Annotated in this window: 13 protein-coding genes; 10 read left to right on the plus strand and 3 right to left on the minus strand. The window is 63.0% G+C overall.

The window, feature by feature from the left end:
- The 3 genes from AA309_RS29285 to AA309_RS29295 all read left to right on the plus strand — a co-directional run.
- Nucleotides 1-864, plus strand: an 864-nt coding sequence (locus AA309_RS29285; protein WP_047192553.1) for an electron transfer flavoprotein-ubiquinone oxidoreductase, incomplete at its 5' end; no start/stop codon positions are given.
- Between the two features lie 309 nt (nt 865-1173).
- Nucleotides 1174-2967, plus strand: coding sequence for a tetratricopeptide repeat protein (locus tag AA309_RS29290; RefSeq protein ID WP_052955083.1), 1794 nt, complete (start codon nt 1174-1176; stop codon nt 2965-2967).
- A gap of 161 nt (nt 2968-3128) precedes the next feature.
- On the plus strand, nt 3129-4001 hold the full coding sequence (locus tag AA309_RS29295) for a 4-(cytidine 5'-diphospho)-2-C-methyl-D-erythritol kinase (protein WP_047192554.1): 873 nt from the start codon (nt 3129-3131) through the stop codon (nt 3999-4001).
- Nucleotides 4002-4150: 149 nt separating this feature from the next.
- Here the strand turns inward: AA309_RS29295 and AA309_RS29300 are convergent, their stop codons facing one another.
- Nucleotides 4151-4960: a MetQ/NlpA family ABC transporter substrate-binding protein gene (locus AA309_RS29300; protein WP_047192555.1), complete on the minus strand. Its 810-nt coding sequence runs from the start codon at nt 4958-4960 to the stop codon at nt 4151-4153.
- A 356-nt stretch (nt 4961-5316) separates the two neighbouring features.
- A complete protein-coding gene (locus AA309_RS29305; RefSeq protein WP_047192556.1) occupies nt 5317-6336 on the minus strand; it encodes a polyprenyl synthetase family protein in 1020 nt (339 codons plus the stop codon).
- Nucleotides 6337-6448: 112 nt separating this feature from the next.
- On the opposite strand from AA309_RS29305, the gene AA309_RS29310 reads away from it, so the two are divergent.
- Together AA309_RS29310 and AA309_RS29315 are read left to right on the plus strand one after the other, a co-directional pair.
- Nucleotides 6449-6673: a putative signal transducing protein gene (locus AA309_RS29310; protein WP_047192557.1), complete on the plus strand. Its 225-nt coding sequence runs from the start codon at nt 6449-6451 to the stop codon at nt 6671-6673.
- A gap of 4 nt (nt 6674-6677) precedes the next feature.
- Nucleotides 6678-7418 carry a tRNA1(Val) (adenine(37)-N6)-methyltransferase gene (locus AA309_RS29315; protein ID WP_047192563.1) on the plus strand — a complete coding sequence of 247 codons (741 nt, stop codon included), beginning with the start codon at nt 6678-6680 and terminating at the stop codon, nt 7416-7418.
- A gap of 32 nt (nt 7419-7450) precedes the next feature.
- Here the strand turns inward: AA309_RS29315 and AA309_RS29320 are convergent, their stop codons facing one another.
- Nucleotides 7451-7798 (minus strand): hypothetical protein, encoded by a 348-nt coding sequence (locus AA309_RS29320; protein ID WP_052955082.1) that lies wholly within the window; start codon nt 7796-7798, stop codon nt 7451-7453.
- Nucleotides 7799-7959: 161 nt separating this feature from the next.
- Here AA309_RS29320 and AA309_RS29325 point away from each other — a divergent pair, with 161 nt between their 5' ends.
- The 5 genes from AA309_RS29325 to AA309_RS29345 form a co-directional block, all read left to right on the plus strand.
- Nucleotides 7960-8844, plus strand: coding sequence for a S49 family peptidase (locus AA309_RS29325; protein WP_047192565.1), 885 nt, complete (start codon nt 7960-7962; stop codon nt 8842-8844).
- A 72-nt stretch (nt 8845-8916) separates the two neighbouring features.
- Entirely contained in the window at nt 8917-9858 is a 942-nt protein-coding gene (locus AA309_RS29330; protein ID WP_047192558.1) for a glycine--tRNA ligase subunit alpha, read from the plus strand.
- A gap of 47 nt (nt 9859-9905) precedes the next feature.
- On the plus strand, nt 9906-12161 hold the full coding sequence (gene glyS, locus AA309_RS29335) for a glycine--tRNA ligase subunit beta (RefSeq protein WP_047192559.1): 2256 nt from the start codon (nt 9906-9908) through the stop codon (nt 12159-12161).
- Nucleotides 12162-12258: 97 nt separating this feature from the next.
- Nucleotides 12259-12906 carry a L,D-transpeptidase gene (locus AA309_RS29340; RefSeq protein ID WP_047192560.1) on the plus strand — a complete coding sequence of 216 codons (648 nt, stop codon included), beginning with the start codon at nt 12259-12261 and terminating at the stop codon, nt 12904-12906.
- 207 nt (nt 12907-13113) lie between these two features.
- The coding region (locus AA309_RS29345; protein WP_047192561.1) for a PEP/pyruvate-binding domain-containing protein at nt 13114-13502 on the plus strand (389 nt) is incomplete at its 3' end.

Below are 13502 nucleotides of genomic sequence, written 5' to 3' on the forward strand. Positions count from 1 at the left end.
CACCTCAATTACAAGAACCCGACCCTGTCGCCTTTCGACGAGTTCCAGCGCTTCAAGACGCACCCGATGGTGCGCGACGTGTTTGAGGGCGGAAAGCGCATCGGCTATGGCACCCGCGCCATCATGGAGGGCGGCTGGCAATCCGTGCCGCGGCTGAGCTTCCCGGGCGGCTGCCTCGTCGGCGATTCGGCCGGTTTCGTGAACGTGCCGCGCATCAAGGGCAGCCACAACGCGGTGCTGTCCGGCATGCTCTGCGCCGATCACGTCTTCGCGGCGCTGCAGGCGGGCCGGGCCAATGACGAGGTCGCGTCCTATGAGGACGCCTGGCGCTCCTCGCCGATCGGCTACGACCTCAAGCGCGTGCGCAACGTGAAGCCGCTCTGGTCGAGGTTCGGCACCTTTGCCGGTGTCGCGTTGGGCGGTCTCGACATGTGGATGACAGAGCTGCTCGGTTGGTCGTTCTTCGGCACCATGAAGCACGGCAAGCCGGACCATGAATGCCTGCTGCCGCTGTCCCAGGTGAAGCCGATCAAGTACGACAAGCCCGACGGGGTGCTGACCTTCGACAAGCTCTCCTCGGTGTTTTTGTCCAACACGAACCACGAGGAGGACCAGCCGATCCACCTCAAGGTGAAGGACATGAGCCTGCAAAAAGCATCGGAGCACGATGTCTATGGCGGCCCCTCGCAACGCTACTGCCCGGCAGGCGTCTATGAATGGGTCGAGGATCAAGGGGGCGTGCGCTTCCAGATCAACGCCCAGAACTGCGTCCACTGCAAGACTTGCGACATCAAGGACCCGAACCAGAACATCAACTGGGTCACGCCCGAGGGCGGCGGCGGGCCGAACTACATCAATATGTAAAGCTTTTAGTCTCACCGTCATGGCCATCCCCGGACTCGATCCGGGGATCAGACCCGTCCATCCACGTCTCTGGGCCTTGCTGCAGTAGAAGGCGTGGATACCCCGCACAAGGCCGGGCATGACGCGGAGGGCCCGCCCGTTCATCGCCTCGGCAGAAAGCCAAATTTCAACCCTCACGCGGCTTTTACGCGCGGAGCGTCAATCTTCCCCTTGCGACCGCTACAGGGAAACGCCATTCTCCGGCCTGATTTGGCGCACATCTCCCCATATCCTTACCCTGAGATGTCGCGATGATTGGAGCCGCGCTTCGTGCCCACGTTCAAATTGCCTTTGGCCCGCAAGGGTTTGCCTGCTTTTGTGTTGATGGCGGCTGGCCTTCTGGCCTCGCCGGCCTTGGCGGTCAATCCGGACCCGAATGAGGTTTTGAGGCCTGCGCAGAGTCTCGAGGGCAACTTCCTGTCAGCCTACGTGGCCGGTTCCGCCCGCGATACGGAGGCCGCGTCGCTGTATTTCCGTGAGGCAATCCAGGAGGATCCGAGCAATCAGGAGCTTCTGGAGCGGGGCTTCGTGGCGTTCCTCGCCAGCGGCTCCATGCAGGAGGCCTATCGGGTCGCCGAGCGCCTGTCGGCGCGCGATTCGTCCAATAACCTGGCTCAGTTCGCCCTCGCTGTCCGCGCCCTGAAGGCGCAGAAATTCGCCGATGCCCGCGCCCGGCTCGCCAAGGGAGCGCGGGGCCGGCAGGCGGATCTGACGGCCACGCTTCTGACGGCCTGGGCCTATGCGGGCGCCAAGGACGGCAAGCAGGCTCTGGCGACCGTCGACAAGCTCAAGAGCGAGCGCGCCTTCAACCAGTTCCGGGAATACCATGCGGCCTTGATCGCCGATGTGGTGGGCAATGCCGCCGAGGCCGAGAAGCGCTTCAAGGCGGCCTACGAAGGCGAGCGCAACACGCTTCAGGTGGTGGATGCCTATGGCCGCTTCCTGGCCAAGCGCGGCAAGAAGGACGAGGCGATCGCCGTCTACAAGGCTTTCGACGAGCTGGCTCCGCGCCATCCCATCGTCAAGGCGGCCCTGAAGGCGCTGGAAGAGAACAAGCCCCTCACGCCGCTCGTCACCAATGCCCAGGACGGCGCGGCCGAGCTGCTCTACGGTCTCGGCGTGGTAGGCAACACTCAAGGAGACGAGCTGACGGCGATCATCTACCTGCAACTCGGCCTCGATCTGAAACCGGACCATCCCCTGGCTCTCATCACTCTCGGTGACGTCTATGAGCGCCTGAAGCAGTTCGAGCAGGCCAACACGATCTTCGACCGCGTGCCGAAGGACTCAGCCGTGCGCACGAGCGCCGATATCGCCATCGGTCAGAACTATGAGCAGATGGGTCGCGGCGAGGATGCCATGGCTTATCTCGACAAGCTCATGAAGGAGCGCCCGGACGATGTCGAGGTCGTCATGGCCCTCGGCAATGTGCAGCGTTCGCGCAAGAAGTTCGCGGAAGCAGCCGAGACCTACGCCAAGGCCATCGAGCTCGTCGGCACGCCGCAGCGCGGCCACTGGATCCTCTTCTTCTATCGTGGCACGTCCTATGAGCGCGCGAAGCAGTGGGACAAGGCCGAGGCCGATCTGAAGAAGGCGCTGGAGCTGGTGCCCGATGGCCTGCCCGCCGGCAGGGCGCAGGTGATGAACTATCTCGCCTATTCCTGGGTCGACCGGAACGAGAACATCGACGAAGCCTTCAAGATGCTCACCAAGGCGGTCGAGCTCGCGCCTCGCGACGGCATGATCATCGATTCCCTCGGCTGGGCTTATTACCGCCTGGGCCGCTACGAGGACGCCGTGCGCGAACTCGAAAAGGCCGTGGAGCTGAAGGCCGGCGATCCGACGATCAACGATCACCTGGGCGACGCCTATTGGAAGATCGGTCGCAAGATCGAGGCGAAGTTCCAGTGGGACCACGCCAAGAACTCGGATCCCGAGCACGAAGACCTCGTGAAGATCCTTCGCAAGATCGATCACGGTCTCGACGAGGTGGAGAAGAACCCGACGGCAGCCGAGAGCACGCCTGCTCCGGCGCCGGTGCCGGCGGCACAGAACGGCGGGTGAACCTGATCGGCCTGTTTTATTCCTCGTCATGGCCGCACTTGTTGCGGCCATCCACGCCTTGGGCCACTGTGGTTTGAAGACGCGGATCCCCGGCACAAGCCTGGGGATGACGGGGGAGAATATTACTTCCCATCCCTCTTGCTCTCGGGCATGGAAGGGGCATGTCGCAGCCTCTTGCCACCCGCGCACCCGCCAAGATCAACCTGACGCTCCATGTCTTGGGGCGACGGACGGATGGCTATCATGAGCTCGAAAGCCTCGTGGCCTTTGCAGAGGCGGGTGATGAACTGCAACTCGTGCCAGGACCCGGTCTTTCCCTTGAGGTCAGCGGCCCGACAGCGGCACTTGCAGGTAACGATGCGGATAATCTCGTGCTGAAGGCGGCCCGGCTCCTCGCCGAGCGCGTCGAGGGGCTTAAAATGGGGGCCTTTCATCTCGTGAAGAATCTGCCCGTTGCCGCCGGAATCGGTGGAGGATCGTCTGATGCGGCCGCTGCCTTGAGGCTGCTGGCCGAGCTCAATGACCTGCCGCTGTCACATCCTGCTATGCGCGAAGCAGCCTGTTTGACGGGTGCCGATGTGCCGGTCTGCCTTGAGCCCAAAGCACGCATGATGCGTGGAATCGGGGAGGAACTCGGGCCCGCACTGGCGTTGCCGCCTCTCCTTGCCGTTTTGGTCAATCCCCGTGTTCCGGTCGAAACGCCTGCCGTTTTCAAGGCCTTTGGATTGCAGCCTGGGCAACCCTTGGACGCTGCGTGGCATCCTGTTCTGGAGATGACTTCTGCCCATTCCCTGCTCGGAAATCTGAAAGCCGCACGCAACGATCTCGAACCACCTGCTCTTAACGTGCAGCCAGTGATCGGGGAGGCGCTTGAGCTCGTCGCCCGGACCGAGGGCTGCCGCCTTGCGCGCATGTCAGGCTCGGGCGCGACGGTCTTCGGGTTGTATGAGGATTCTCAAAGCGCGGCGGATGCGGCTCGCTCCATTCTCGGCAGGAGACCGGACTGGTGGGTGGAGGCGACGAGGCTCCGGTAGGTTTCTACGGTAATCCGATCCGCTTCCGCCATCACCGGCCTTGTGCCGGTGATCACGCTCCGAAGGCCACTGAGCCTCATAGAAACGGGATGGCCGGGACAAGCCCGGCCATGACGTCCAGAGATTATCAATGGCGTTGTAACAGCCACTTACCAAGCCGGGATGATGGCGCCCTTGAAGCGCTCTTCCAGGAACTTTGCGACTTCGGGAGACTGATAGGACTGAACGAAGGTCTTGATCTCCGCACGGTTCTCGTCGCCTTGACGGGCGGCGACGAAGTTCGCGTAAGGATTGCCTTCGCGCTTCTCCACCGCGATCGTGTCCTTGCGGATGTCGAGGCCGCCATTGAGCGCGTGGTCGGTGTTGATCACGGCCGCATCGAGGTCGGGCAGGGCGCGGGGCAGCTGCGCAGCGTCGAGTTCCGAGAACTGCACATTCTTCGGGTTCTCGGCGATGTCGAGCAGGCTCGGCAACAGGCCCTTGCCTTCCTTCAGCTTGATGATGCCCTGAGCAGCGAGCAGGTTGAGCGCGCGGCCGCCGTTGCTCGGATCGTTCGGAATGCCGATCTTCGCGCCCTTCGGCAGGTCGGCGACGGACTTCACCTTCGTGGAGTAAAGCCCGATCGGCTGCACGAAGGTGAAGCCCACGGGCACGATCTTGTAGCCGCGCGCCGCGATCTGCGCATCGAGATAGGGCTTGTGCTGGAATGCATTGGCGTCGAGATCCTGGCGATCCAGCGCCTCGTTCACGAGGGCATAATCGGAGAAGGGCACGAGTTCGACGTTCAGGCCCTTGGAGGCTGCCACCTTCTTGACGACCTGCGCGACCTCTTCCTCGGCACCGGACATGACGCCGACCTTGATGCTCTTCTGCTGAGCGGCAGCAGGCAGCGTCGCAGCGAGAACGGTGCCGAGTGCGAAGGTCGCGGTCAGAATCGTGCGACGGGTGAAAACGGACATGGGAGTACCTTTCAGGCAAAAGCCGTCTGGGCTTCAACACGAAGCCGGACATGTGGTTCGGGGTGGGAAAGGAAGATCAGGCGCCGAAGCGACAACACCGCCCGGCCTGTGAAGGCTGTGGGTTCGGCATGAATGCCATTGCGGAGATAAGTCGCCTCATAGCCCGTCGATCCTCGTGAACCACGAGGCGGAGGCCGCTCGTGGCGCTTTAGCCTTTGATCACGCGGGGCAAGCTGCTCGTCTCAAATCGCCGCGACCTTGAGGTGGTGTGTGCCGCCTCAAGACAAGGATGGTTTTATATCGACTGATTTTTATGTCAACCGAATTGTTCTGTATAAAGAACAGATCTGCTATGCTCAGTAGGCGCGGGCAATGCAGAAATCGACGGCTTCGAGCAAAGCCTGCTTCATGGGGCTCGAGGGGAAGAGGGCGAGCGCATCGCGAGCCATGGAGCCATAGTGGCGAGCGCGCTCGACGGTGTCCTCCAGCGCCTTGTGGCGGCGCATGATGGCAATCGCCTGTTCGAGGTCGCCGTCCCGAATATCACCCTGTTCGAGCACGCGCTTCCAGAACGAGCGCTCCTCTGCCGAGCCGCGGCGGAAGGAGAGGACGACGGGAAGTGTGATCTTGCCTTCGCGAAAATCGTCACCCACGTTCTTGCCGAGCGTCGCTGCCTTGCCGCCGTAATCAAGGGCATCGTCCACGAGCTGGAAGGCGATGCCGAGATTCATGCCGTAGGAACGGCAGGCGGCCTGCTCGGCCTTGGGACGATTGGCGAGCACCGGGCCGACTTCGCACGCAGCGGCGAAGAGCTCCGCCGTCTTGCCGCGGATCACGGCGAGGTATTCGTCTTCCGTCGTCTCGGTGTTCTTGGCGGCGGCGAGTTGCATCACCTCGCCCTCCGCGATCACGGTTGCGGCGGCGGAGAGAATGTCGAGGGCGCGAAGCGAGCCCACTTCCACCATCATGCGGAAGGCCTGGCCCAGCAGGAAATCGCCGACGAGCACACTTGCCTCGTTGCCCCACTTGATGCGGGCGGCGATCTTGCCCCGGCGCATGTCGCTTTCGTCCACGACGTCGTCGTGGAGGAGGGTGGCCGTGTGCATGAACTCGACCGAGGCCGCAAGCTTCACATGCCCATCGCCCACATATTCCGAGAGGCTGGCCGTCGCGAGGGTGAGCATGGGGCGCAGGCGCTTGCCACCCGAGGAGATGAGGTGGTTGGCCACCTCCGGGATCATGGTGACCTCGGACCCCGTGCGCGACAGGATCATCGCATTGACCCGCTGCATGTCGGCGGCCACAAGGGAGACGAGCTTCTCGATGCCCGCATTCTTTTCAGGATGCTTATCTTCGAAAGGAACGACGACGCCCACGTCTCAAACCCGGGTTGCCGGCCGGCATGGCCGGTAGGAATATCATTCACCGTGGCATGGCATTTTCCATGCAGCAATGCAAACGCTTACCGCAGAGGAAGGTTGTCCGCCGATGGTCGAAATCGTCCGCACCAACGATCTCGTTCTGGTAGGCTTCCTACAATCCTTATTGGAGAACGCCAATATCCCTGTTCTGGTCGCGGACATGCATATGAGTGCTCTGGAGGGCATGATCGGTGCCTTCCCCCGGCGGTTTTTGGTGCCCGATGACGACGCCGCTCAGGCGCGGCGCCTGATCCGGGAGGCGGGTCTCGGAGGCGAGCTGCGCCATGAGTGAGATCATGAGTGAGATCACAAGAGATTGCTTGCTGGGCGGGCGCGTGCACCTGACTCAGCCCGTCAAAGGGCACCGGGCCGGTACGGATGCCGTGCTTCTGGCAGCCTCCGCACCCGTAAAAGCGGGAGACGGGGTGCTGGATGTGGGCGCCTCCACCGGCGCCGTCGGCCTCATGGTCGCAGCACGGGAGAGGGGGGCTCATTTCGCCTTCGTGGAGCAGGACGCCGACCTTGCGGAGCTTTGCCGTCGGAATTGCCGGGAGAACGGGATCGAGGCCGAGGTTTTCGTCGCAGACCTCCTGAGCAAGGCCTCCCGCCGGGAAGCGGGCCTTTATCCTGAAACTGCCGATCTGGTGCTGACCAACCCGCCCTTCCTGGAAGAAGGGCAGGCGCGAATCTCACCCGATCAAGGGAGGGCGGCTGCTCATGCGCTTCCCTCGGGAGGATTGGAGGCCTGGCTCAAGGTGTGCCTGAGCCTGCTCAAGCCCAAGGGCAAGCTGGTCCTGATCCACCGGGCCGATCGGGTGGCCGAGTGTCTGGAGGGCCTGGACGGTCCTTTGGGGGGAATCGCGCTGCGCTTCGTGCATCCGAGCGCCGAGAAGCCTGCCATCCGGGTCGTGATCTCAGGCATCAAGGGCAGTCGCGCCCCTTTGGGTATTCTGCCGCCTCTTATTCTCAACGGGCCGGATGGGCGCTTCACGCCTCAGGCCCAAGCGCTGCACCTGGGAGAAGCCGATCTCTTATGAAAAAGGGCGCCGGAGGGCGCCCTTTTGCAGGATTACCAACGATAGCCATAGCCGGGCCGGCGAACCGTTCGGCAGACCTCGATTGGGCGACGGGCCCAGCGGTAGCCGTTCCAGACCCGCCGACGCTCGACCCAGCAACGACGGACGACGCGAGTCGGGCGATAGGCCGGGTAGGGGCGATAAACGCGGCGGTCGCCGTAATAGGGGCGGCGGTATTGCACCTCGCGGACGGTGACGGGGCCGGCGCGGTATTCCACAGCGGGGGCCCGGTAGCCATAACCGTAGCCGCCGTAATAGGGCTGAGCCTCAGCCTGCGGAGCCGACAGGGCGCCAAGGCCAAGGGTAGCAAATCCAAGAAGGCCGATAAGCAGCTTGCGCATCTTAACTCTCCTGAGCCGCTCACGGTCTTGCCTGAAGCGGCGCTTGGGTTGGATGTTGTCCATGCTCGATCTTTAGTCGGTCTTAACTGAACGAAACCCGAAAAATTCCCTAACGGAATGTTCATCTTGGGAAGCTCCGCCGCACGCACTACATGAAGGCCATGGCTCAGACATCTCTTTCCTCCATGCTTCCGGCTCGTCTTCAGTTCCTTCTTCCAAGTCGATATCGCAGCTATCGCACTCCCATCGTGCCGGTCCTGCGCCTGTCGGGCGCCATCGGGGCCGTCATGCCGTTCCGCTCAGGTTTGGCCATCTCGAACGTGGCCTCCATGCTGGAGCGGGCATTTTCCGTGCCCGGCGCGGCGGCCATCGCGATCGTCATCAATTCGCCCGGCGGATCGGCGGCCCAGTCGCACCTGATCTACAAGCGCATCCGAGCCTATGCGGAGGAAAAGAAAATCCCGGTTCTCGCCTTCGTGGAGGACGCGGCGGCCTCTGGCGGCTATATGATCGCCTGCGCGGCGGATGAGATTTATGCCGATCCGGCCTCCATCGTGGGCTCCATCGGCGTGGTGTCGGCAAGCTTCGGCTTCCAGGAGCTGATCGCCCGCATCGGCGTGGAGCGGCGCGTCCATACGGCGGGCCAGAGCAAGGCCATGCTCGACCCGTTCAGGCCAGAAAATCCCGAGGACGTGGCGCGTCTGAAAGGTCTCCAGCGCAAGATTCATGAGGTCTTCGTGGAGCTTGTTCGCAGTCGCCGGGGGGCGAAGCTCAACGATTCTTATGAGGATCTCTTCTCCGGCGCCTTCTGGGTGGGGGCGGAGGCGGTCGATCTCGGCCTCATCGATGGTCTGGGCGATATCCGCACCATCATTCGCCAGCGCTTCGGCGAGGATGTGCAGTTCCGCATGATCGAGCCCGCCCGTCCACCGCTGCTGGGCCGCCTGTTCGGCCGGCGGGCCGTGACCGGGGGCAGCCTCATCGATCCCATCGAGGTGGTGGGGGCGCTGGAGGAGAGGGCTGCCTGGGCGCGATTGGGGCTATGAGCACCCTGCGCTTGACTTGAGCCGCCCGGCATCCCAAGGGTTCGCATGATTTCGCATTGATCGGATGCCATTATGACGAGCGAACCCGCGCACATGAATCCTGCGCGCTCTTTCCAGGGCCTGATTCTCACGCTCCAGCGCTATTGGGCGGAGCAGGGCTGCGTCATTCTCCAGCCCTACGACATGGAAGTCGGCGCAGGCACCTTCCACCCGGCCACGACCTTGAGGGCTCTGGGTCCCAAGCCCTGGCGCGCGGCCTATGTGCAGCCCTCCCGCCGCCCCAAGGACGGCCGCTACGGCGAGAACCCGAACCGCCTTCAGCATTATTACCAGTTCCAGGTGATCCTGAAGCCGAACCCGCCGAACCTGCAGGAGCTCTACCTCGGTTCGCTCCAGGCTATCGGCATCGACACCGCGGTCCACGACGTCCGTTTCGTGGAGGACGACTGGGAAAGCCCGACGCTCGGCGCCTGGGGCCTTGGCTGGGAATGCTGGTGCGACGGCATGGAAGTGTCGCAGTTCACCTACTTCCAGCAGGTGGCGGGCTTCGAATGCTCGCCGGTCGCCGGCGAACTGACTTACGGCCTCGAGCGTCTTGCCATGTATCTGCAGGGCGTGGAGTCGATCTACGATCTCAACTTCAACGGCCTGGAGGGTGACCAGAAGGTCACCTATGGCAATGTCTTCCTGCAGGCCGAGCAGGAATATTCACGCCACAACTTCGAATACGCCGACACCGAGATGCTCTTCCGGCACTTCCGCGACGCGGAGGCTGCCTGCCGCAAGTATCTGGAAGCGGGCGAGCCTGAGGAAAGCTCCAACGACAGCCGCCATCTCATGGCGCTGCCGGCCTACGACCAGTGCATCAAGGCCAGCCACGTGTTCAACCTGCTCGATGCGCGCGGCGTGATCTCCGTCACCGAGCGCCAGAGCTACATCCTGCGTGTTCGTGAACTGGCGAAAGCCTGCGGCGCGGCATGGCTGAAGACCGAGGGCGGGGGCGTGGCTGCTTAACGCCACGCGCTCACCCGTTCCCTCAACACTCAGATTTCAATTCTCCCATGCCCGATCTTCTGCTTGAACTCTTTTCCGAAGAAATCCCTGCCCGCATGCAGCGCCGCGCGGCGGAGGATCTGAAGAAGCTTGTGACCGATGCGCTCGTGGAGCGCGGCTTTCTCTATGAGGGCGCGCAGGCCTTCTCCACGCCGCGCCGCCTTGCGCTCACCATCATGGGCCTGCCCGTGAAGGGCCAGGACGTGCGCGAGGAGCGTAAAGGTCCGCGCGTCGGCTCGCCCGATGCGGCGATCCAGGGCTTCCTGAAGGGGGCGGGGCTCACCTCGCTCGACCAGGCGAAGATCGAGAGTGATCCGAAGAAGGGCGAGTTCTACATCGCCGTCATCGAGAAGCCCGGCCGCGCGACGACGGATGTGCTGGCCGAGATCCTGCCGCAGATCATCAAGACGTTTCCCTGGCCGAAATCGATGCGCTGGGGCGTGGCGTCTCGTGAGGCCGGAAGCTTGCGCTGGGTGCGTCCGCTGCAATCGATCCTCTGCACCTTCGGTCCCGAGACTGAAGATCCGGAGGTTGTCCGCTTCGAAGTCGATGAAACCGTGTCCGGCGATGTCACTTACGGCCACCGCTTCCTCGCCTCTGGCCCGATCCGCGTGAGGCGCTTCGACGATTACGTGCCTGCGCTGGAACGCGCGAAGGTCGTGCTCGATGCGGATCGCCGCAAGGACATGATCCTTCACGACGCGAAGGACCTCGCTTTCGCGCAAGGCCTCGAACTCGTCGAGGACGAAGGCTTGCTCGAAGAGGTCGCCGGGCTTGTCGAATGGCCCGTGGTGCTCATGGGCTCGTTCGATGACGCCTTCCTCGACATTCCGCCGGAGGTGATCCGCACCACCATCCGGGCGAACCAGAAATGCTTCGTGCTGCGCGATCCGAAGACCGGCAAGCTCGCGAACCGTTTCCTTCTCACCTCGAATCTCATTGCAACGGATGGCGGCAAGACGATCATCGGCGGCAACGAGCGCGTGGTGCGCGCACGTCTGTCCGACGCCAAGTTCTTCTGGGAGACCGACCAGAAGGTGAAGCTCGAAGATCGTCTCGAGAAGCTCAAAGCCATCGTGTTCCACGAAAAGCTCGGCACGCAATACGAGCGCGTGGAGCGCATCGCCGCGCTTAGCAAGGAGCTTGCTCCCATCGTCGGTGCCGATGTGACTCTCGCCGAGCGCGCTGCGCGTCTCGCCAAGGCCGATCTCGTCACCGAGATGGTCGGCGAATTCCCTGAGTTGCAGGGCCTCATGGGCCGCTACTATGCGACGCTCCAGGGCGAGAACCCGTCCGTCGCCGCAGCCATCGAAGAACACTATAAGCCGCTTGGCCCGTCCGATCGCGTGCCGACCGATCCTGTGTCGGTGTCCGTGGCGCTCGCCGACAAGATCGATACGCTCGTGGGTTTCTGGGCCATCGATGAGAAGCCGACAGGATCGAAGGATCCTTATGCGCTGCGTCGCGCGGCACTCGGCGTGATCAGGCTCGTGCTCGAGAACAACATCAAGCTGCCGCTGATCTCTCTGCTTGCGAAGCCGTTCGCCCGCGATGCGAAGGATGTGCTCTTCGAGGAATTTCTGCAGATCAAGAAGCTCGTCGAGGCTATCGAGGACAGCGCCTTTGCGTCGCTCGTGTCGCATCCGGCGCTTCCGGATATCGAAGCCATCTTCCGCCAGCGGCAGCTGGGAAATGCGGAGAGCCTCGCGCGCATCATGTATATGCGCGCGCTCGATCTCCTCTCCTTCTTCGCAGACCGCCTGAAGGTCTATCTGCGCGATCAGGGTGCGCGCCACGATCTAATCGATGCGGTGTTCTCGCTCGAAGGCCAGGACGACCTGCTCATGATCGTCCGCCGCGTCGAAGCGCTCGGCCGCTTCCTCGACACGGAGGATGGTGCGAATCTGCTCGCCGGCTATCGCCGCGCGGCGAACATCCTGCGCATCGAGGAGAAGAAGGACGGTCGCGCCTACAACGAGGCGCCCGATCTCCAAATCGTGAACGATCAGGGCCAGATCGAGGAGAAGGCGCTCGCCGTCGTTCTCCACGGGGCGAAGGAAGAAGCCAGAAAAGCTGTCGAATCGGAAGATTTCGAGGGCGCGATGCGGGCTTTGTCCCGTCTGCGCCAGCCCGTGGACGCATTTTTCGACAAGGTGACGGTGAATGCGGAGGATGCAGGCCTTCGCGCGAACCGCCTGCGTCTCCTCAACAGCATCCGCGAGGCGACCCGTACGGTGGCGGATTTCTCCCGGATCGAAGGGTGACAGAGCTAGTTCCCATTAAGGTGTTGCACGAGGGGCACAGCCAAAGGCCCCTCGCGGGCCTAGGTAGTCGGCAACACCTTAACGGTAGACTTAAACGATGATCCGACGCCTGATTCTCGGCGCTCTGCTGAGCGCTTCTCTGTCCGCCTGCCAAACCGCTCAGCAGCCCGCGCCTGTCGAGGCCGCAGCCATTGAAGACGCGGCTTGGTATATCGGCTCCATGCCCGACAAGCCGTTCGACGTGCCGCTCGTCGACCGCCGCCGCATGGATGCGAAATACGCCCGCCAGACCGTGAGCTACGAGGGTCCCGAGAGGCCCGGCTCCATCGTGGTCGATATCGACCAGCGAATGCTCTACCTCGTGCAGCCCGACAAGAAGGCGATTCGCTATGGCGTCGGCGTCGGCAAGCAGGGCTTCTCCTGGAAGGGCGTGGCTTCCGTCGGCCGCAAGGGCGTGTGGCCGTCCTGGAGTCCCACCAAGACCATGAAGAGCATCAAGCCGGATCTGCCGGTGCATCGCGAGGCCGGTCTCGACAACCCGCTCGGCGCCCGCGCCCTCTACCTCTATCAGGACGGTCGCGACATCCTCTTCCGCATCCACGGCACCAACGAGCCCTGGAGCATCGGCGAGCAGCTCTCTTCGGGCTGCGTGCGCATGCTCAACGAGGACGTGGTGGACCTCTACGAGCGGGTGCCCGTCGGCACCACGGTCTACGTGAAGCGCAACGGGCGCTACCGAGTGTAAGATCAGAAGCGGCCTTCGGGCCGCTTTTTTGTTATCCGGCCAAGACGCCGACCGGGAGCGGGAAGGGCTGTCCCTCCGAATTGACTAGTCCTCTTCTTTGTTTTGTAATGAAGGAACCTCGGCTGTTCAGCTTGCGTTTCGGTTCCATATGTTTCAAGCCAACACCTGCGCTGCAGCAGGGCGTATGACGAGCCAAGGGGTCTAGCGATGACGCAGTGGGTTTACACCTTCGGTGACGGTAAGGCCGAAGGCCAGGCGGGGATGAAGAACCTGCTTGGGGGCAAGGGGGCGAACCTCGCCGAAATGTCCAATTTGGGGCTGCCGGTTCCTCCGGGCTTCACGATCACCACGGAAGTCTGCACCTATTACTACGACCATGGCCGCTCCTATCCGCAGGAGCTCAAAGGGCAGGTCGAGAAGGCTCTTGAATTCGTGGGCCGTCTCACGGGCCGCACCTTCGGCGATGCCCAGAACCCGCTTCTCGTCTCCGTCCGCTCCGGCGCGCGCGCGTCGATGCCCGGCATGATGGACACGGTGCTCAATCTCGGTCTCAACGATGTGACCGTCGAGGCACTGGCCAAGGGCGCGGGCGACGA

This window comes from Microvirga vignae (assembly GCF_001017175.1).
Classification (GTDB): domain Bacteria; phylum Pseudomonadota; class Alphaproteobacteria; order Rhizobiales; family Beijerinckiaceae; genus Microvirga; species Microvirga vignae.